This window comes from Alloprevotella tannerae ATCC 51259, assembly GCF_000159995.1.
GTDB classification, from domain to species: domain Bacteria; phylum Bacteroidota; class Bacteroidia; order Bacteroidales; family Bacteroidaceae; genus Alloprevotella; species Alloprevotella tannerae.
In genome coordinates, this window is sequence record NZ_GG700642.1 from 263179 (window position 1) to 284788 (window position 21610).

16 protein-coding genes are annotated in these 21610 nt (G+C 49.5%); 9 read left to right on the forward strand and 7 right to left on the reverse strand.

The window, feature by feature from the left end; all coding sequences use genetic code 11:
• Window positions 1-25 precede the first annotated feature (25 nt).
• From GCWU000325_RS01085 to GCWU000325_RS01115, 7 genes are read right to left on the reverse strand one after another with little or no spacing between them, the layout of a single operon-like run.
• Complete coding sequence (locus GCWU000325_RS01085; protein ID WP_006254070.1) at window positions 26-2650, reverse strand: BatD family protein; 2625 nt, start codon at window positions 2648-2650, stop codon at window positions 26-28.
• 4 nt (window positions 2651-2654) lie between these two features.
• Window positions 2655-3335 (reverse strand): tetratricopeptide repeat protein, encoded by a 681-nt coding sequence (locus tag GCWU000325_RS01090; RefSeq protein WP_006254071.1) that lies wholly within the window; start codon window positions 3333-3335, stop codon window positions 2655-2657.
• Complete coding sequence (locus tag GCWU000325_RS01095; protein WP_006254072.1) at window positions 3332-4351, reverse strand: vWA domain-containing protein; 1020 nt, start codon at window positions 4349-4351, stop codon at window positions 3332-3334. Before GCWU000325_RS01095 ends, GCWU000325_RS01090 begins: the two co-directional genes overlap by 4 nt.
• A gap of 23 nt (window positions 4352-4374) precedes the next feature.
• Entirely contained in the window at window positions 4375-5379 is a 1005-nt protein-coding gene (locus tag GCWU000325_RS01100; protein ID WP_006254074.1) for a vWA domain-containing protein, read from the reverse strand.
• A 5-nt stretch (window positions 5380-5384) separates the two neighbouring features.
• Window positions 5385-6461 (reverse strand): hypothetical protein, encoded by a 1077-nt coding sequence (locus tag GCWU000325_RS01105; RefSeq protein ID WP_154646545.1) that lies wholly within the window; start codon window positions 6459-6461, stop codon window positions 5385-5387.
• Between the two features lie 18 nt (window positions 6462-6479).
• Complete coding sequence (locus GCWU000325_RS01110) at window positions 6480-7349, reverse strand: DUF58 domain-containing protein (protein WP_006254077.1); 870 nt, start codon at window positions 7347-7349, stop codon at window positions 6480-6482.
• A gap of 30 nt (window positions 7350-7379) precedes the next feature.
• Window positions 7380-8378 (reverse strand): AAA family ATPase, encoded by a 999-nt coding sequence (locus GCWU000325_RS01115; protein WP_040599095.1) that lies wholly within the window; start codon window positions 8376-8378, stop codon window positions 7380-7382.
• Between the two features lie 874 nt (window positions 8379-9252).
• Here GCWU000325_RS01115 and GCWU000325_RS01125 point away from each other — a divergent pair.
• The 9 genes from GCWU000325_RS01125 (at window position 9253) to mreD (ending at window position 21602) form a co-directional block, all read left to right on the forward strand.
• Window positions 9253-10203 (forward strand): apolipoprotein N-acyltransferase, encoded by a 951-nt coding sequence (locus GCWU000325_RS01125; protein ID WP_006254081.1) that lies wholly within the window; start codon window positions 9253-9255, stop codon window positions 10201-10203.
• A gap of 161 nt (window positions 10204-10364) precedes the next feature.
• Window positions 10365-12917, forward strand: coding sequence for a DNA gyrase subunit A (gene gyrA / locus GCWU000325_RS01130; RefSeq protein ID WP_006254084.1), 2553 nt, complete (start codon window positions 10365-10367; stop codon window positions 12915-12917).
• Between the two features lie 93 nt (window positions 12918-13010).
• Window positions 13011-14246, forward strand: a complete 1236-nt coding sequence (locus GCWU000325_RS01135; protein ID WP_006254086.1) for a tetratricopeptide repeat protein — start codon at window positions 13011-13013, stop codon at window positions 14244-14246.
• 240 nt (window positions 14247-14486) lie between these two features.
• Window positions 14487-15719, forward strand: coding sequence for a hypothetical protein (locus GCWU000325_RS01140; protein WP_006254087.1), 1233 nt, complete (start codon window positions 14487-14489; stop codon window positions 15717-15719).
• A gap of 637 nt (window positions 15720-16356) precedes the next feature.
• A complete protein-coding gene (aspS, locus tag GCWU000325_RS01145) occupies window positions 16357-18129 on the forward strand; it encodes an aspartate--tRNA ligase (protein WP_006254090.1) in 1773 nt (590 codons plus the stop codon).
• 271 nt (window positions 18130-18400) lie between these two features.
• Window positions 18401-19000 carry a purine biosynthesis protein PurH gene (locus GCWU000325_RS01150; protein WP_006254092.1) on the forward strand — a complete coding sequence of 200 codons (600 nt, stop codon included), beginning with the start codon at window positions 18401-18403 and terminating at the stop codon, window positions 18998-19000.
• A gap of 62 nt (window positions 19001-19062) precedes the next feature.
• A complete protein-coding gene (locus GCWU000325_RS01155; RefSeq protein ID WP_040598733.1) occupies window positions 19063-20097 on the forward strand; it encodes a rod shape-determining protein in 1035 nt (344 codons plus the stop codon).
• A 105-nt stretch (window positions 20098-20202) separates the two neighbouring features.
• A complete protein-coding gene (gene mreC, locus GCWU000325_RS01160) occupies window positions 20203-21084 on the forward strand; it encodes a rod shape-determining protein MreC (protein ID WP_006254094.1) in 882 nt (293 codons plus the stop codon).
• Between the two features lie 8 nt (window positions 21085-21092).
• Window positions 21093-21602, forward strand: coding sequence for a rod shape-determining protein MreD (mreD, locus tag GCWU000325_RS01165; protein WP_006254095.1), 510 nt, complete (start codon window positions 21093-21095; stop codon window positions 21600-21602).
• Window positions 21603-21610 lie beyond the last annotated feature (8 nt).

Below are 21610 nucleotides of genomic sequence, written 5' to 3' on the forward strand. Positions count from 1 at the left end.
GCTTGTTTTTTTGTTTGTTTGCTGATTATACTTGCTCCATCGTGGCCGATTGAGCCCATACTTCGCGCCCATCGGGTAAGCGGACGCGCCACCATTGTGTTGTCTTGTCCGTGATGGTCACGGTTGTGCCCTCGTTCAGTTGTCCGGCTTGCTTAGAAGCACCATCCGGACTGATAAATACGGTCGTGGGGCGCATCACTACGGCTTTCTGCTCATCGAAGTAGGCGCGTGTGGCCCGCCAAGCAAAGACATTGCAGCAGATGGTAAGCAGGAGTCCTACAAGAAGTGTAGTGAAACCAATCTTTCGCCCGATGACGCGGCCCGAGAAGCGGAAGAGCAAACCGCCCAGTAAGGCCATGATGAACATAAACAGACTGATACGTGCCCAAGCGTCGGCCGTGAAGAATCGCATCAGAGCCTTCGCCCAAGAGATGAGGAACATCTCTGACTGCATATTGTCGTGCGTTGGCAGATGGGCGCGAGCTACGGCTAAATTGTGGCGAATGTCGGCATTGGTAGGTGACAGGCGTAGCGCACGTTCGTAATAAAGAATGGCCTGCGGCAGATTCCTTGTGCGGTAATAGGCATTGCCTAAATTGTAATAGGATGCTGCTGACGGATTGGCCTTGGCGGTGCGCTCGAAAGCGGCAACCGCGCCAATGTAATCGTGCTTGGCGTAGAGGGTTTCGCCTTCTGCTTGGGTTGATGGGGCAGCCGACAATGATAAACTATGCAGTGCGCCCATCAAGGTCAATAGGAGTAGAAGTAGCGGTAGTGGTGGCAACTTGCCTTTACGACCTCCTGATTGGAAGGCTGTTTCTACGCGATCAATAATCTGCGCCACTTGCCGGTATAAATCGTTCTTTTGCATATCGTTTGCAGCCGGAGCGAAGCGTGCATACTCGCAAGCTGACCAAGCATCAGCTACGGCTTGAATCGTATCAGGTGCAATCTGGCGGGCGGCCAATGCTGCTTTTACGGCATCGAGCGATAAGTCGACCGTAGAGATGTTGAATTTTGCTGCTAAATAAGTTTGCAACGTATTATTCAAGGCTTCGTAGAACGGCTTCTCTTGTTGTTGCGCTAAAAGTTGGTAGGTCTGCTTCAATTGTCGCTTGGCCGCTTTGCCGGCTTTGGATTGGCGGCGGCCCACTTTGTCGGCATTGCGCACCACTTTGCGCTGAATGAGGACATAAGCACCACCGGCAGCGAACAACAGTAAGAGGTAGGCTGCAAAATATGTCCACGAACCCCACCAGAAAGGATGTGCTGCATCAAAAGTAGGCTCTGCCGGGAGCAAAGGATGAATGTCGCTATTGCGCAAAGCCAACTCGCGCTGCACATCTGCGGACGAATGGCGGCCTTTGCCGATACTTAGGAGCATCGCGGCTGTTCGTAAGGTTTCATATTTGCCGCTTGATGGGTTGAAATAGACAAACTGCACGGCCGGTAATGTGTACTTCCCCACATTGTGTGGGACAAAAGTATAATCAAACACGACTTGGCCGGAAGTTCCATCAACGCCGACTTTCACATCTTGCGTCGTTTTCGGAGTGAAAGTATCGAAGTCTTTTGGGAAAACGACACTTGGCGGCGTGATAAGTTTGAGGTTGCCGTTGCCTTTTATGATGACGCGATACGTAGCAATATCGTTGGTCCTCAAATCTTTTGTGAGCAACTGACCGGAGATGGAGAAACGCCCTACGCCGCCGGAGAACGCCGCTGGCTGCGGCTGTGGGAGCGGATCAACCGTAACGGTTGTGGGCGCCGAGGCGCGTTGTACTTGTACGCCGACTTCACCTCCGCCATTGAAGAAGGCTTCAATAGGATCGGAAAAATCGACTGAGCGGCGAACAACCGTGCAGGTGAAATTGATACCGGGGATGGTGAGCTTGCCTTCTTGTTGCGGGAAGACAAGGTATTGCAGGATGATGCCCGTGCGATACGACTTTCCGTTGATGCGCTCCAGACTTGTTTGTACGGTAGAGTGGGGTATTTCTTGCGAAACCCAGCCCTTGAAATCGGGCTTGCTGCTCATCATGACATTTTGCAGGCTTATGCCGACAGCGCTATGCACGCGATAGGTGAGCAAAATGGCTTCTTGTCGAAAAACGCGGCGACGGCTGGGCGTCACAGTAATAAAAAGGTCTCGACTATTTATAGGTCCGTCAGCCGTAACTTGCGCGGAGGAAGCGCTGCGATTGCTTGCGGCGTTGGCGGTTTGCGACTTTCCGGGCGTACCCGTTACGTTAATGGTCACGGAGCGGGAGTGAAGCGTTTTTCCGCCTACTTGTACAGAAGCAGATCCTATCGTTAAAGTGCCTTTGCGGCGGGGTTGTAGGATAAAAGTATAAGTTGTTGATTCGTTATTGGTCGTGCGGCCATTGATCATCTTGTAGTTGGAACTCTGCGCTACATTCGGGCCGGACAGAATGATAAAATCGGACAACGCCGGCGCTTGAAAACCGGATGCGGATGTAGTCGCTACTTTATATTTTAAGTGGAAATAGCCGTTGATATCGGCTGTTGAGGGGGCTTCTACGCTTAGTTGTTGGGCCTGCGCCGTAGGCTGTAGTCCAAAGAGTAGAAGCAGGAGGAAGAATGTAGTATATATATAATGTATACTTCCGTTGGTCTTATCTTGTTTCATAGGATCACCAATTCTTATCCAATTTGCGTGGTTGCGCTTGCGACTTGTTTACCTTCTGACGCGCTTGCTGCTCGGCTTGACGCGCGAGGTTTAGGAGTTGTTGTACCTCCTGTTCGGACTGCGAAGCGTTGTTTTTTTGCTGTTGGGGCGATTGTTGCTGTTGCTTATTTTGTTGTTGACGAGGCTGCTGGCGAGGTTGTTGCTGCGGACGCTGCTGTTGCTGGTTTTTGTCGCGTTTCAGTTGGTGCTGACAAAGCGCCAAATTATAGCGCGTCCGATCGCTTTGCGGATTGTTGCGCAAGGAGGCTTTGTAATGCTCAATCGCTTCCTGCAAATACTGCTGCTTTTGCTCACCGTTTGCATCCAAAGCCGCCGCTTGATTGATCACGCCCATATTATGATAGGCCATCGCTTTCAGTTGCTTGTTCTTCTCTGCTTGAGCAACGGCCTGAAATTGTTTGATCGCAGCTTTGCCGTCTTTTTTAGCCAAATAAGTGTCGCCTAAATTAAAATGAGCACGCGTATTATTGGGATTTTGCTTGATGGCTTGCAGATACAGTTGTTCCGCCTTATCATATTGTTTTGCCTCAAAGGCCCTGTTGCCGCGGTGCATTAGTTTCCAATCGGCCGTTTGTGCGGCAGCCGATAAACTAATGGAGAGAAAGAGTAATATCAAATGCTTCATTGCTTTCGATTAAAAAGATGCCAGCGTTGTACCCAAGGATTTTTCGTTTCGCAAACAAAACTTTCGATGAACAACAAGAGTAAAAGAATCAGCGCAACGGCTTGAAATTGCTCGTTGTAGCTTGTGTAGTCGGTATGCTCTGAAGCTTGTTGCAGTTGCCCCAAAGCAGCTTGCAACTGCTCTTGGGCCGCGTTCGAATTATCTACGTGCAAGTAAAGACCATCGCCGGCTTTAGCTACTTCGCGACACATTTGCTCGTTTAATTTCGTTACTACAACTTGCCCATTGTTGTCTTTTAAGTAGTCATTGCCCAAGGGTATTTGTGCGCCACCGGGGTTTCCGATGCCCAAGATGTACACTTTTCGGCCCTCTTTGGCTGCTGCGGCCGCCGCTTCCTCAGCTCCGCCTTGGTGGTCTTCCCCATCGGTGATGATAATGATGGCTTTGCCTACGCGTTTTTTGTCCGTAAAACTTTTATCGGCTAAGTTGATGGCCGCCGCAAGGTTTGTTCCCTGCAGCGTAACCATTCCCGGCGTAATCGAATTCAGAAATAGTTTGGCCGCGCCGTAATCTCCTGTGATGGGCAATTGAGGATAAGCCTCGCCGGCAAAGACGCCTAACGCTATCTTGTCGTTTTGCATACGGTCAATAAGCGTAGAGACGAGCAGCTTCGCACGCTCTAGGCGATTGGGGCTGACATCCTGCGCCAGCATTGAGTTGGAAACGTCCAGCATCACAGCTACTTCTATTCCTTTTTTGTTTTCGCTGGTTGTAGTTAGACCATTTTGCGGCCGGGCTAAGAGTACGATCAACGTAATCAAAGCCGACAAAAGCAAAACAAACTTTACCAAAGGTTTGCGGCGGGAATAAGCCGGCACCAATGCGATCAGCAGTTGCGGGTCTCCGAACTTGCGCAAGCGCCGCTTGTTTCGAAGGGCCGTAAGTAGGTAAATCCCGATCAAAAAAGGGATTAGCAGCAACAAATATAAGTATTCCGGATCAGCAAATCTGAACATAAATTTCGCGTCGTGGGTTAAAGCTAAGGAATACGTCTAAACCAAGTCAGACGCAACAATATTTCCAGTGCAAACGTAAAGAGCGCAACTAAAGCAAACAATTGATAGGCTTCGTAGTGTCGATTATAATTGCTCACCTTCAGCTTTGTCTTCTCTAAACGGTCTATGTTTTGATAGATATCTCTTAATTTCGCTTTGCTTCGGGCTTGATAGAATTTCCCGCCCGTTGAGTTTGCGATTGCCTCCAAGGTTTTCGGGTCTGTGTTCTGCTTAATCGCCGCTTCGTAGGTCTCACCGTTGGGCAGCGTTGCTACGGTTTGATTGACCGCAGCGTCCGTCCCTACAGAAATCGTATAGATGCGGATGCCCAAGCGCTTTGCCATTTCAGCCGCAGTAAGCGGAGATATTTCACCGGCGTTGTTTTCGCCGTCCGTCAGAAGAATGATTACCTTACTCTTCGACTTACTTTGCTCCAAATGAGATACGGCGCTCGATAAGCCCATACCGATAGCCGTTCCCGGGCTTATGACTCCTTCCTTCTGCAAGTCGCAATTTACTTGCTTAAACATATTGAGTAGCGCAGAATGGTCCGTTGTTAAGGGACATTGCGTGTATGCCTCGCCGCCAAAGACAGTCAAGCCGATGTTGTCGTCCGGACGATTATTGATGAACTCGTAAGCCACCTGTTTGGCAGTTTCAATACGACTGGGCGGGAGGTCCGGCGTGAGCATACTCGTTGAGACGTCGATAGCCATCATTATATTGATGCCTTCCGTCTCTTTATTGCTCAACGCATTGTGCGTCTGCGGGCGGGCCAGCGCAAAGATTATGCAAGTAAAAGTCAAGATCCTTAGTAAGAAAGGCAAATGAATGAGCGCCGTACGCGGCGTTCGAGGCAACTGCCTATAAGGATCCGTCGTCGATAAGGTTAAAGTAGATTCGCGCTTCCCTTTTAGCAAAAAATGCCACAAGATAAGCGGAATCAACAGCAAGAATAATAAGAAATAATAGGGCTGGGCAAATGTCATACGCGTCAAAAGAAAGTTTCTACAATTTCAACAATCAAATAGACGGCCAAGCTCAAGCTCAATAGCGACAAGACAAGGCCCGTCCCCCAATAAATCCGGCGTATGTTTCTTTGCTGCGTTTCGCCCGGTGTCACGATTTTTACAACCGGCTTCGGCAATTGCGTCGCTGCAGGCTTTGTCGTGTTCACAAAGTCTACAGCTTGCAGCAAACTGCGATCTGTTTCATTGAGTGAAGATTCATATTTTGCAAACTTTACCAAGTCTGCTGTTTCAAAGATCTCGCGTAGTTCACGCAAGGCCGTCTCATCTCCCGTGTGCAGCAAGGCGTTTATGATTTCCCCCGAGGTCATTTCGCGGGCGTTAATCCCGAAGCGGCCGGAAATATACGCTCGTAGCGCATCCGTCAGCTGCATATAATAATCCTTGTTGGCCACTTGAGCGCTTGCCCTTGCCGTTTTGAGTTGCTCAATGCGCGCCATCGCTTCTTGATGTGGCGGAACGGCCGGTGGAATCACCACTCGCTTCGTAACCGGACGCTTATCTGAAAGACGCACGACGCAGATGAAAATGCCGCCAACCAGCAGAAGCAGCAAGAAAGCCAACAAAAGTAAGCGCCACGTCCATACAAAACTTCCTTCGACTACGCCATCCGGCCCCTCAAAGCGCTCCACGTGGGCTGTATCAACCGAAACGGTACTCACTTTAAGGCCAACAATATCGCGTGCCGCAATCGTATCGCCGCCCACAAGCACATAGGGGCGCAACGAATAAAGCGCTGAGTCAAAACTCGTCACCATATAGCGATGTATCAGCGTAATGCGGTCGTCGCCGTCTTGCTTTAGCGTGTCCGTCTTCCCATTGTCGACTACTTCCACGCCGGGCGTGATCTGATCCTCCTGTGCATAAACAGGAAAGATTATGTGTGTGCGCTTGTCGGTCGTCGCTTTTACCTGCAATTGCACTTGCTGACCGATCAAGATGTCGGCTGTATCCAGCTTTGCCTCCACCACGACTTGCGAGAAGCCGCGCAGCGTCGACAAGCACAGACACAATAATATATATATACGTATAGGGTTCAGCATATTCTTTTTTCTATCCGACTATGCGCGTTGTCGGAGGATGTTCCGCAAGGCTACCACGTAGTCTTCTACCGTCGAGATCGCCGTGAAATCGACTTTCGATTTGCGAAACAGCTCTTTCAAGCGCTGATCTTCATCCGCCCACCAACGGCGTTGCAATTCGCGTATGCGCTTACTTGATGTATCTAGATACAATTCGTGTCCAGTTTCCGCGTCGCCCACGCGCATCAAGCCCACATCCGGCAGTTCCGCCATCCGGTGGTCATACACTCTGACGGCAACTACATCGTGTTTGCGCGAAGCGATGCGCAGCGATTGCGAGAAGTCCTTCCGGTCGATGAAGTCAGAGAGTACGAAAGCAATGCAGCGTTTCGAAATGGCTCTGACCAGATATTCCAAGCCTACGCCAAGATCCGTGCGCCGCGATTGCGGCGTAAACGTAAGCAGTTCGCGGATAATATATAATATATGGCGGCGCCCCTTCTGCGGAGGAATGAATTTTTCCACGCGATCCGAGAAAAAGAGCACACCGATTTTATCGTTGTTCTGTATGGCTGAAAAGGCGAGCGTCGCAGCTATTTCCGCAATCAAGTCGCGTTGTGTGCAGCGTTGCGAGCCAAAGGACAGACTGCCCGAGACGTCGACAAGCAGCATCACCGTCAGTTCGCGCTCTTCCTCATACACTTTTACGTAAGGGCGATTCGTACGAGCGGTCACGTTCCAGTCGATGTCGCGCACGTCATCTCCCGGCTGATATTCTCTCACCTCGGAAAAGGACATACCGCGCCCCTTAAACGCCGAGTGATACTCGCCGGCGAAGATATTATTCGTCAGTCGGCGGGTTTTTATCTCTATGCGCCTTACTTGCTTCAGCAGGTCTTGCGTCTCCATCTTTCAGGCTTTTTCTTCTAACGATAGCGTTTAGGGCACTTCGACCTTATTGATCACCTCGGTGATAATGGCATCCGTCGTCACGTTGTCGGCCTCAGCTTCGTAAGTCAGACCGATGCGATGGCGGAGTACGTCGTGCGCCGCTTCGCGCACGTCTTCCGGTATCACGTAGCCGCGGCGCTTCAAGAAAGCACGCGTGCGGCTTGCCAAAGCCAAATTTATGCCCGCACGCGGACTGCCGCCGAAACTGATATAACGCTTCATTTCCGGCATCTTGTAAGATTCCGGGCGACGCGTTGCGAAAACGATGTCGGCGATGTATTGCTCAATGCGCTCATCAACGTAAACCTTCTTGACGATCTCGCGTGCGTGGAGAATCTTATCCAGACTGACAACGGGTTTAACCTCTTCCGAGTAATGCTCGTCCAAATGGTTGCGGATGATCTTCTTTTCTTCTTCCAACGTAGGATAGTCAATGACTACTTTCAGCATAAAGCGGTCTACCTGGGCCTCGGGTAGCGTATACGTACCCTCCTGTTCGATCGGGTTCTGCGTAGCCAGCACCAAGAAGGGGTGGGGGAGCGCAAAGGTCTCCTCGCCAATCGTCACTTGATGCTCTTGCATCGCTTCGAGCAGTGCACTCTGCACTTTCGCCGGCGCACGATTGATCTCATCGGCCAAGACAAAGTTGGCAAAAATCGGTCCTTTCTTTGTCGAAAAGCGCTCGTCGCGCTGACTATAAATCAATGTGCCGATAATGTCGGAGGGTAAAAGGTCGGGCGTAAACTGCACGCGACTAAAGCGGGCTTCAATGAGCGAAGCCAGCGTTTTAATGGCGAGTGTCTTGGCCAGACCCGGAACGCCTTCGAGCAGAATGTGCCCGTCGCTCAAAAGGCCTGTGAGCAGGGAATCAATCAAATGGCGTTGCCCTACAATGTTACGCTCCATGCCGGTCGTCAGATCGGTCAGGAAGCCTGATTGCGCTTCGATGAGTGCGTTAAGTTCGCGTATGTCGATTGCTGTTGCCATACTTTTCTTGTTTTTTCTGTTTGAGCAGCACTGTTTTTGCACTGCCTGTCGGCTTGCTGTTCGTTCGCCCGTCTTTTTTTTGAAGTCATGGCGTTGGAACTTAGCAAGCACTCAGGGGCAAAGTTAGCAATAAATCCTATACTTTCAAACAAGAAAGTGCCCACATCGGGTCGATGCTAACAAGATTTGTGCCTCATCAGGCTTGAGATTAAAAATTGAAAAATACGCTTTTTGCGATCAACTCGCAGCCTTCAGCGGGCTTTTCCGTCGTTTTTTATGTGAAGCGCTTGTTCTCTTGCGCGGCGCGCGCTGTTTGCAGGGTCGAAGGGGGCATCGCGGCTCGAGCAAATCACTTGCCTACTAAGGCTTCCCGCTTTTTCGCTTGCGTAGCCTCCGAGCGCGTTTATCGAAAGTTCGACAGCAGCTGACGAAGTCTGATACCACGGGCCCGCCCCCGCATCATCGAAGGCTAAAGGATGCTGGTGCGGAGTTTGCGCTCACGATGAAAAAGTCTTCCGCTCACGATCGTAAAGGTTTACGCTCACGATGAAAAAGGTTTGTGCTCACGATGAAAAACCTGCGCGGTAGGATTATGTTGTTCTAAAAGTTTGGTTTTTAGATTGTTGTTCCTTTGTTCTCGCCGTGCAGGTTAAGTCCCTCATGAGCTGTGTCGAGACGCAAACGGCCGGTCGCGCATCGCTGCCGTTATGGCATTGGTCGGTAGCCGTCCTTTACGGAAGTGGCGTAAGGTGCATTTACAACAACCGATACTGTTTCCACGACTAAAAAAATGAGCGATGAACATTTTTTCGCTGCTCCTTGCGTGTTCGCAATGCGCAAAAGCGTTATCTTCGCTTCGTAAATAGTCGAAAGTATGACAATTCACACATCATCTGATTACGATTTCAGCGTTCGGCGGGCCGTCGTTGAGGCTTGGAAAAAGTTTGCCTTGCATTGGCGCACCTATCTTCGCTACCTCTGGCCGTTTCTCTTGATGGCCGGCATCGGGAGCGGGTTGTTTGTCGTGGCACTGAGTACGTATCTCGCTCAACACGCCATTCCCTTTTTCGCTGTAGTGAAATCAGGACTCGGCGCTCAAGTGGGCTTGGCGCTGCTTTTCCCCTCGTGGGGAACGCTGATTGCCTTAGTCGTAGGCCTCCTGCTCTGGCTGCTCGGACAGAGTGGTTTGGGCGGTGGTTTTGCCTTGCAATACAAGCGCAATATCAGTAGTCGTTGCGGGCTTTGCCTCTTTAAGCATAAAGTTTTGCGTCGCGTATGGCTGCAAAGAAGTGCTCGTTGCTTGCTGCTCCTCCTTATATATAATGTCCTCAACGCGATGGTGCTTGGGGGCACAGTTTGGTTGACGCGCGAACATACATCGCTTTGGTGGATTCCGGCCGTGATGATCTGCATCGGTCTGCTGATTGCTTATAGTATGACTTTCGTACATTACGTTATCTATAAACGAACCGCTCTGCAAAGTCTGTGCGCCACGTTTAGCCACCGCCGCTTAGGGGCAATGGTCATCCTTTTCTTGCTCACGGCGATCCCCTTTGGCACAATAATGCTCGTTGGGCAAATGCCGACACTCATCTTGCTTATGAGCAAGATGACCAACGCTTGGGGTGTTATGCTGGGCGATACGAACGGGTTGCCGGGCTATTTTGATGTGCTACTCTTCGGCTGTATGGCCTTAGGCAGCATCATTGGGTACTTCTTGTACAGCATACAAATCGGCGGCATCGTCTACATAGCCCAAGAAAAGAAGAAAACGATTTTAGCGCGTCGGACCTTCGCTCCGATACCTCCCCGAATAAAGAGGTAAAAGCGCTTAGCGCAAAAGAAAATGGGCTTAAATCGAAACTTTTACCCCAAACACCTACTTTTATTTCAAGAAAAAGCCTTACTTTTGCTTCAAAATAAGATGGAAATAATGCCTCTCAATTGCAGGGCGGCTGAAATTTCATGCTTTTAAGAACCAATTAAATGATAGATCAAGACAGAATCATTAAAGTCGATATCGAAAAGGAGATGAAAACCTCCTATATCGACTATTCAATGTCCGTTATAGTATCTCGTGCCTTGCCGGATGTGCGCGACGGCTTCAAACCCGTACAGCGACGCATCTTATATGCAATGATGAATATCGGAAATACGCACGACAAAGCTTATATGAAGTCGGCCCGCACCGTGGGTGAAGTGCTCGGTAAATATCACCCGCACGGTGATAGCTCAATCTATGGCGCGTTGACGCGTATGGCGCAGGATTGGAACTTGCGCTACCCCTTAGTGGACGGACAAGGAAACTTTGGTTCGATCGACGGCGACTCGCCGGCTGCTATGCGTTATACGGAATCGCGCATGAGCCTTATGGGCGAAACCATGATGCTCGATCTGGATAAGGAAACGGTAGATATGCAAAACAACTTCGACGATAAGTTGAAGGAACCTACCGTTTTGCCGACGCGCATCCCTAACTTCTTGGTCAATGGTGCGACGGGTATCGCCGTGGGTATGGCCACGAATGTGCCGACCCATAACTTGAGCGAGGTAATCGACGGTTGCGTGGCTTATATTGATAATCCGGAGATCGATGTCGAAGGCTTGATGGAGCATATCAAGGCGCCGGACTTCCCGACGGGAGCTTTCATTATGGGGCTGCAAGGCGTAAGAAGCGCTTACGAAACCGGACATGGGCGCATTATCTTACGTGCTAAGACGGAAATAGAAAACGGGCCGCAACATGATACGATTGTCGTAAACGAAATCCCTTACGGCGTAAACAAAGCTGAGTTGATCAAGGACATTGCTCGCTTGGTGAACGAAAAACGCATAGAGGGCATCAGCGACGTAAACGATGAAAGCGACCGCGAAGGAATGCGCATCGTCATAGAGGTGAAGCGCGATGCGAACGCTAACGTGCTGTTGAACAAACTTTTCAAGATGACTGCGCTGCAAAGCAGTTTCGCGGTCAACTGTGTGGGCTTGGTGCACGGCCGCCCCAAAGTGCTTTCGCTGAAGGATTGTATTCGTACGTTTGTAGACCATCGTCACGAGGTGGTAATCCGTCGTACGAAGTATGATTTGCGTAAGGCGCAAGAGCGTGCTCATATCTTGGAGGGCTTAATCATAGCCAGCGATAATATAGATGAGGTCGTGCGACTCATTCGCGCCAGCAAGACGCCCGCAGAAGCCATCGAAGCACTTAAAAAGCGCTTTGAACTGGACGATATTCAAGCTAAAGCGATTGTCGACATGCGTCTGGCGCAGCTGACAAACATACAGCAGGATAAGCTACATCAAGAGTATGAGGAGCTGGAACGCAAGATAGATTACTACAACCGCATTCTTACCGATGACGAACTTTGTCGTCAGGTGATGAAAGATGAGTTGAACGAAGTCAAAGAAAAGTATGGCGACGTGCGTCGTACGGAGATTAAGCTTTCTGCTGAAGAGTTTAATCCTGAAGACTTTTACGCCGACGACGAGGTTATTATTACCATCAGCCATTTGGGCTACATTAAGCGCACACCATTGGCCGAATTTCGCGCACAAGGCCGCGGCGGCGTAGGAAGTCGCGGCGGAACGACACGCGATGCAGACTTCATCGAATACATTTACCCGGCTACGATGCACAATACGATGCTTTTCTTCACCGCAAAAGGCCGCTGTTATTGGCTAAAGGTGTATGAGTTGCCGGAAGGTGCGAAGAACGCGAAAGGACGTGCGATTCAAAATATGCTAAACATAGAGGCGGACGACTCAGTCAACGCTTTCCTCTACATAAAGAAGCTCAATGATCCCGAGTTTAACAAGTCTCATTACGTTGTGTTCTGTACTGCGGAGGGCATCATCAAGAAAACTTGCCTCGAAGAGTACTCTCGGCCGCGCACAAACGGCGTTAAGGCGATCACGATTCGAGAAGAAGATCGCGTAGTCAGCGTTGTGCTCACCAATGGCCAAGACGAGCTGGTCATAGCTAACCGCAACGGCCGCGCAATTCGCTTTAATGAAGACGCCGTGCGCACTATGGGGCGCGTTTCTACAGGTGTACGCGGCATTCGTCTTGATGAAGACGGCGAGGATCAAGCTGTCGGAATGGTATGTATAAACGATCCCGAAAAGGAAACCATCATGGTGGTCAGCGATCAAGGTTTCGGAAAGCGTAGCGCTATCGAAGATTATCGCAAAACCAATCGTGGCGGCAAGGGTGTCAAGACTTTGCAACTCACGGACAAGACCGGAAAAGTCGCAGCCATAAAGAGCGTAACAGACGACAATGATTTGATGATCATCAATCGCAGCGGCATCACGCTACGTCTGAAAGTTGCCGACGTTCGTGTGATGGGACGCGCTACGCAAGGCGTTAAACTCATCAATCTGACAAAGCGCAACGACAGCATAAGCAGTGTTTGCGTCGTAACGACAGAAGATGAGGACGCAGAAGCCCTTGATGCGACAACTGAAGCTGTAGATGCGCCGATCACGTCCGATGCTCCGGAAACAACAATAGAAACAAGCGAACAAATAGACAATTAACGGAATAGATAACCTTTTATTCGGTCACACCGCATCGTATCTGCCGTTGTCGAAAGACCAACTTGGCGATCGAAGTAAGGAGGCCCTGTGATTATGAAAAAAGTTTTTTCGACCATTGCATTGACAATGCTTGCAGGAGTTGGCCTTGCGCAAAACTCTGCATTGCAGAAGGCGCAAAGCGCACTGCAGAATCGTGACTTCAACAGTACGATTTCGATTCTTAATGAAGCGCTTCAGAATCCTAAGACGACGAAGTTTGCTGAAATGTACAACCTTTTAGCCGACGCTCACACACGTTTGATGGAACCGGAGTTGCAAAAGGCGGCACAAAGCCAACCTTTCGATACGGCAGGCTACTGCGTAAATTTGGACAAGGCTATCATTAACTACACGAAAAGCTATGAGGCTGACAACAAGGCTGATGAAAAAGGCAAGGTTAAGCCAAAATTCAACGCAATTAACGGCCCGCGCATCGCTGCGATGTTGGATTATTACAACTACGCTGCGCTTTTCGTGAACCAAAACGGCAATCGCAACGAGGCCATCACTTATTTCAAGAAGTTTATTGAGCTTCCGAAGAATCCCGTCTTTACCCCCCAGCAGACCGACTCTATCTACAAGGCTAAGAAGACGGAGTACGCACAAGCAGCCTACAACTTGACGATCCTTTGCTACGGCCAAAACGACTGGGATGACGTGTTGAAATATGCCGATCTCGCCTTGCAAGACGAAACAGGCACACGCGATCTCTACATTATGAAGATGCAAGCCTACTTGGGCAAGCAAGATTCTGCTGCCTATTTGAAGACCTTGCAGGAAGCTGTGATTCGCACCGAGACGCCTAACTTTATTCAGAACCTGCTCTATCATTACATTCAGAAGGACGATAGAGCCGGTGCTTTAGCTATGGCTGACAAGCTCGTAAATGAGCATCAGGGGAGCAAAGCGGCTTATTATTTGCGTGGTAGCGTTTATTTAAATATGAAGCCCTTCAATTATGCAAAGGCAGAAGAAGACTTTGGCAAAGCCTTAATTATTGATCCCAACTTCGTAGAAGCGAATATCGGTATGGCTTACAGTTACATGAACGACGTCGTAACACAGGTACAAAACCGCGTCATCAAGATTCCGCCTACTTACTCCAAGCTTTACAAGCAAGTAATGGAGACAAAAGTGCAGCCTTACTACCGCAAGGCGCTTCCTTACTTCGAAAAAGTACGCACATTGCTGCCGGATGAGCCGAAGCGTTGGGCTTCTCCCCTTCAGCAGATCTATAACAATTTGGATATGACAGATAAGTCGAAAGAAATGGACCAATATCTGCGTTAAGCACATTGCCGATTCATTTCTCCACGGATTCCTTCGGGGCAAGAAGAGCAGATCAAACCTCTGATATTGTTTTAGCATTTCCCGGCGGAGTCCGTGGATTTCCTTTGCAAAAACCTTTCTGTGTTGCCGACAGACTGCTGCAGTTTTACGCAGATTAAATGGCGAAAACCGACAACGCCAATACCGCCCACAACGGACTTCTAAACGAATCACATCTCGCTCTTATCGCATATTTTATATATGAAATACATATTGTATTGCCTGCTATCTTTCTGTTCTGTTGCTTTTGCGGCCAATCCGCTCAAGCCGGTTCATGCTTTACTCAAAGCCGGCCGCCCGCTTGATGCGCTCAATGCCGCCAAGCGCTTGATGGCCGATTCTGCGCTTCGCGATAATCCAAAATTGTATGTGCTTGGAATGGACGCAGCCGTAGCAGCCAACAGCGTGGAGAATGAAAAAATCTATTTGCATAAAGCTTACGACACCCTCAGTTTCTTTCAGACCACCTACGATTTCTTCAATTGTGCGCGGCGTTATGATGCCCTTACCCAAAAGTCGAACAACAAGAAACTGAGTCGCCAGCTTCACGATTTTTACCCCAATTTGCTGGCCGGCGGACTTTTCATGTACGAGCACAAGCAGTATGCAGAAGCTATCAAGTTGCTGCAAATGGCCGACGATGTCTTAGATCTTCCCTTGTGGCTCCAATTATCGCCGAACTTACCCCGACAGCAGCGAGAACTTATTCGCAACATTTTGATCCGGAGTGCCTTTCAAGAAAAAAAATACGATTTGGTCTTGCATTTTACGGACGATAGTATTCAGAATGCTACCTATCGCCAGATGGCAATAGAGTATCGCGCTCGCACGAATGCCGCCTTGGGGGAGATCAAGGCCTACGTGAAAAATTTGCAAGTCGGAATCAGCGATGCCGGCCATCATCCCTACTTTTTCACGCACTTGTTTGATCACTACCTCCAGCAAAATCAAGCCGAAGCGGCGTTGCGTTTGTCCGACAGTCTCTTGTCGGTTTATCCCTTACAGTCGCAAAATCGCCCCGCGCCGCCCACAGTCGCCGATTCAGCCTTCTACTTGACGCTCCTCTCGGCTAAGGCTTTGGCGCAGATCAATCTACATGCCTACAAGGACGCCATAGAAACGTGTAAGGCCTATCAGGCTATCGACTCAAGCAATGTAGATATAGATTTCTATTTCGGAACAGCCTATAGCAATGCCGCAGCTGAAGTAGATTTACCTACGAGTATCAACAGCGCAGCTTATAAATCGGCGCAGGCAGAAAGGCGTAAACTCTATGTCAAGGCCGTACCTTATCTGGAGCGCTATCGGAAAGCCCGCCCCAATGAGGCAAAATCTTGGGGGCCATTGCTTTACAACGCCTACCTCTCATTAAACCAAGGCAAGAAGTTTGCCGAAATGGAGAAGTTGCTCAAAGCCAAACTTTTCAGTCGGTAGGCTTTGCACCCACTTTTCGCGCCTACTTACCTGCATCGCTGCCCGCCTCGCCGAACTCCCTACTTACTTTCGGCCCGTTGGCACTTGCGGAGACCAAACGAAGCATAGGGCCAACTTTTTCTTAGAACTATACACGTAGGACGACTTCTGTTAGTTGTCCTACGTGCTTTTTTCCCCTCCAACTTAGCCTTTATTCGCCCGACAATTGATTTTTGGCGATCCAATCTTCTATCCGCCGTTTGCGCTCGTGAGGTGAAACCTTTGTTATCGTGAGGTGAAGCTCTTTTCATCACGAGCGTAAACCTTTGTTATCGTGAGCGCACACTCCGCCGGCCGACTTTGGGCGTGCGGAAGTTTGTTGTCGATATGTATAAAAAGCCCTCTTAGTCAGTAGACAATGAGTGTAGGAGAGGACGCTACCAACTGTTCTTGCTCCACATCTTTGCCTCATCTTGCGCCGGCGCGAAATGCTCCATTTCTCGTAAACCCCGCCTTAGGTAGAGTTCATACAGCCTCCGTCCGCATCGCGTTGTCCGCAAGAAATAGCTGCATACAAAGATTGAAAGCCCTGATTCTCGTAGGTTTCCATCGAAAAGTAGTATCTTTGCCATAGAATTTAGCATAATCTTAATAAAGAATGTATAGAACGAAGACGTGCGGAGAGTTGCGCTTAGCCAATGTTGGCGAGCAAGTAGTGCTGGCCGGTTGGGTGCAGCGGCTTCGCAAGATGGGCGGAATGACATTTGTAGATTTGCGCGACCGCTATGGCATCACGCAATTAGTATTCAACACCGAGACAGATGCCGCCCTATGTGAGCGCGCGAACCAATTAGGACGCGAATATGTATTGCAGGTGACAGGAAGCGTGAACGAGCGCTTCAGCAAAAACGACAAGATCCCCACAGGCGATATAGAAGTAATCGTCAATGAATTGGTGGTGCTCAATGAGAGCCTTACGCCGCCATTTATCATAGAAGATGAGACCGATGGCGGCGATGATCTGCGCATGAAATATCGCTTCCTTGACCTGCGCCGCAACTGCGTGCGTCGGAATATGGAATTGCGCCATAAGATGACGCTCGAAGTGCGCCGCTTCTTAGACGAAAAAGGCTTCTTGGAGATAGAGACGCCGGCCCTGATCGGCTCTACGCCTGAAGGCGCACGCGATTTTGTGGTGCCGTCACGTATGAATCCCGGTTGCTTCTATGCGCTTCCGCAGAGTCCGCAAACGCTGAAGCAGTTGTTGATGGTTGCCGGAATGGATCGTTACTTTCAGATCGTAAAATGCTTTAGAGACGAAGATTTACGCGCTGATCGCCAGCCCGAATTTACGCAAATCGACTGCGAAATGAGTTTCGTAGAACAAGATGACGTGATCAACACATTTGAAGAGATGACCAAGTATCTCTTTAAGTCCGTGCGCGGCGTCGATTTGGGCGAAGAACCCTTCTTGCGTCTGAGTTGGGCGGAGGCAATGCGCCGCTTTGGTTCTGACAAACCCGATATGCGCTTCGGCATGGAGTTTGTCGAACTTATGGATCAGTTGAAAGGCACCGGCACGTTTGGCGTCTTTAACGAAGCAGTCTACATTGGTGGTATTTGCGTGCCGGGTTGTGCCGTTTATACACGGAAGCAGCTCGACGAATTGACCGACTTCGTGCGCAGTCCGCAAATCGGCGCGAAAGGCCTTGTGTATGCCCGCGTTCAAGAAGACGGCAGCGTGAAGAGTTCGGTAGACAAATTCTACGATGCAGCCGTTCTCAATGGTTTAAAAGATAAGATGCAGGCACGTCCTGGCGATTTGATTTTGATCATTTCCGGCCCGGATACGCAGAAGGCTCGCAAACAGTTGTGCGAACTGCGCCTTTTGATGGGCGGACGCTTGGGCTTGCGCGATAAAAATAAGTTTGCCTTACTTTGGGTCGTAGACTTCCCGATGTTTGAATGGAGCGAGGAAGAAAGCCGCTTGATGGCGATGCACCATCCCTTTACGGCGCCAAAGCCGGAAGACGTCGGCTTGCTCGATAGTGCGCCCGAGCGCGTCTGCGCCAATGCCTACGATATGGTGTGCAATGGTGTGGAAGTTGGCGGTGGCAGTATCCGTATCCACGATGCAGAGTTGCAGGCTAAAATCTTTAAAGCACTTGGCTTTACTCAGGAAAGCGCGCAAGAGCAGTTTGGCTTCTTGATGAATGCCTTTAAGTATGGTGCTCCTCCTCACGGCGGCCTTGCCTATGGTTTGGATCGCTGGGTGAGCATCTTCGCCGGACTCGATAGTATTCGCGACTGCATTGCTTTCCCGAAGAATAATAATGGGCGCGACGTGATGCTTGATGCGCCGTCGACGGTAGATCAAAAGCAATTGGACGAACTCCACATTGCGCTGCAGCCCATCGAAAAGAACGATTAAGCCTTTCGGCTTTACAAGGAAGCGCCTTCTGATAAGCGGAAGGCGCTTTTGCCTTATAAATTATTGTGTAGGGAAAGCATTAGTCTGAATGAAGCGCCTCATATTTTGTTGCAGTAGAGTAAAGTTGGACAACAGAAACGCGTACTTTCAAAATACTCTGAAAGAAATGAGAAAAAATGATTTTGAAACGGAATAAATCATACCGCAATGTTGGCACTTCGTGCCCCATTTACTAACTTTGCGGGCAAAACGTTTTCATTCAGAGAAATCTATGTCAGAAATCAAAACTATTCGCACGGCACTTATTTCCGTATATCATAAAGATGGCTTGGAAGAAATCCTTGCCGCCCTGCACCGCGAGGGGGTAAAATTGCTTTCAACCGGTGGTACGCAAAAATTTATCGAATCGTTGGGCTACCCTTGTCAGCGCGTAGAGGATGTGACGGCGTACCCGTCGATACTTGGTGGGCGCGTCAAGACGCTGCATCCGAAAATCTTTGGTGGAATCTTGAGCCGCCGGGGTTTGGCTGAGGACGAGGCAGAGATTTTGAAGTATGCAATCTCTCCAATCGATTTGGTGATCGTCGATCTCTATCCTTTTGAGGCTACAGTTGCAAGCGGGGCTACATCTGCCGAGATTATAGAGAAGATAGATATAGGTGGCATCAGTTTGATTAGAGCCGGAGCAAAGAATTTCAAAGACGTAGTGATTATCCCGTCAAAGTCTGAATATGCAGCTTTAACCGACATTCTTCAGGAGGGAGCACAGACGACAATAGAACAACGCCGCCGGTTTGCAGCACGTGCTTTTGAAGTTAGCAGCCAATATGATACTGCAATTCATGCTTGGTTTGAGACTTCGGAAAAATGATGTAAAGCACAGCCGCTCAAAGGTTGAGCACTGTGAATAGGGCGATAGAAAATAAAGAGATAATGAGTTTTTTCAGTAAGTTATTCTCCTTTACGCAGGAGTTGGCCATCGACTTAGGTACGGCCAATACAATCATCATCAATGGCGATCAAATTATCGTAGATCAGCCTTCTGTAGTAGCGTTGGATGAACATTCGGATCGTATGATTGCAGTGGGCGAACAAGCCAAACTGATGTACGAGAAGACAAATAATAAGATACGCGTTATTCGCCCATTGCGTGATGGCGTGATTGCGGACTTTAATGCCTGCGAGCAGATGATGCGCGGCCTTATCCGTATGGTACATAAAGGTAAACGCCTCTTTTCGCCGGCATTGCGCATGGTGATCGGCGTCCCGTCGGGTTCTACGGAAGTGGAGCTTCGTGCCGTACGTGATTCCGCGGAGCACGCCGGTGGACGTGACGTTTTCTTGATTTATGAACCAATGGCAGCCGCCATCGGTATAGGTCTGGACGTTAATGCGCCTGAAGGCAATATGATTGTAGACATAGGTGGCGGTACGACAGAAATCGCTGTGATTTCGCTTGGCGGTATTGTTTCTAATAATAGCATCAAGATGGCCGGCGATGACTTTACGGCCGATATTCAGGAATACATGAGTCGTCAGCATAACGTGCGTGTCAGCGAGAGAATGGCTGAGCGCATCAAAATCAATGTTGGTGCTGCTCAAACAGACCTTGGCGAAAGTGCGCCGGAAGATTTCATCGTACACGGTCCTAACCGTATCACGGCTATGCCGATGGAGGTGCCTGTCTGCTACCAAGAAATTGCGCATTGCTTGGAGAAGAGCATTGCCAAAATAGAGCAGGCCGTCATCAACGCACTAGAAAATACGCCGCCAGAGCTTTATGCGGATATTGTGCACAACGGAATTTATCTGACTGGTGGCGGCGCACTGCTGCGCGGCCTTGACAAACGCTTGACGGATAAGATTAATATCCCGTTCCACGTAGCGGAAGAACCCTTGTTGTGCGTGGCGCGCGGAACGGGCGTTGCATTAAAACACGTCGACGACTATACATTCTTGATGCGTTGAGCGTAACGTAATATAAAATATTGATGGGGAAGAGGGCGCGCGGCTGTGTGGCAGCTCTCTTTTCCTTTCTTTTCCCTTTTAGTGCCTTACGGGGCAGCAAAAACGATGCGCACGTTTCTCGACTTTCTTCGTAAATATAATTACTTCTTCGTGTTTCTGTTCTTAGAAGCTGTCAGCTTGACGATTTTGTTTCGCTTTAACAGCTTCCAAGGTAGTGTTTGGTTTACGGCCGCCAATGATGCCGTGGCCGGAATAAATCGTTGGTATGCCGATGGCTTATCGTATATGAATTTGGGCGAAGTAAATCGTGAGCTAACTGCGCAAAACGTGGCGTTGGCTCAACAGAATGCAACCCTCCGAGAGCTCTTGGCCGATACGCAAAAGGATTCGACGATTACCAACCAGCTGATGATGGAGCGCCTTAAGGGATATACACTTATTCCGGCAACAGTTGTTTCCAATGAGACTTCGCGCGCCAATAATTATATTGTCATTGACCGCGGCACAGAAGATGGCGTGCGGCCGGAAATGGGCGTCGTCAGTGGGCGCGGCGTTGTGGGTATTGTTTATCTTGCTGCCGCTCATCACGCATTAGTAATTCCCGTGACTAATCGCAAGTCGAGCATTAGTTGCCGTGTGCGTGGGCAGAACTATTTTGGTTTTTTACAGTGGTCAGGTGGGAATCTGTTTCACGCAGACGTTAACGACATTCCGCGTTATGCCCGTGTGCATCCCGGAGCGATAGTTGAGACGAGCGGCTACAGTGCAGTCTTTCCCCCGGGGCTTTTCGTAGGCCGCGTTCGTAAGCTTGAAAATTCAGCAGATGGTCAGAGTTATAAATTGCGCATAACGTTAGGGACGAACTTTCGCAACTTACGTAACGTAGAGGTGATCGCTACGCCCTATAAGTCTGAAATAGATACGCTGCGCAATCGTGTGACTCAACAAGAAGCCCAAGATGCGATGAGTGGTGGCTTAACTAATTAGTAGGAGTTATGGTACAGACTTTTCTTTCTCGTTTCGGGTGGTTCATATCCTTACTTCTTTTGCAGGTGTTGGTGTTTAATCACATTCACATCTTTGGCTTTGCCACCCCAATGCCTTACATTTACTTCTTATTGATCTTGCCCGGAGAGACAGCGCGCTGGCTGTACATCGTCTTAGGCTTTGTGATGGGGATGCTTGTCGACCTTTTTGCAACCACGCCCGGCGTTGCAGCGTCCTCAATGGCGGCTATGGGCTTGATTGTTCCGTTGCTATTGCGACTTTTCGGACCAACGGATCGCGATGAGAACGTGCCGTTTCTTCCGGGTGTAAAAATGATGGAGTGGGGCCCATTCTTGCGTTACGCCTTTGCGACCTCTTTGCTAAATTGTACGCTTTTCTTCAGCATAGAAGCCTTTAGTTTCTTCAATTGGCAATATCTCTTAATGAGCATAGGCGGAAGCACAATCCTCACTCTGCTGATTGTTGCGGCAATGGAGCGTATTAGAAACGAAAAATAAAGACTCAC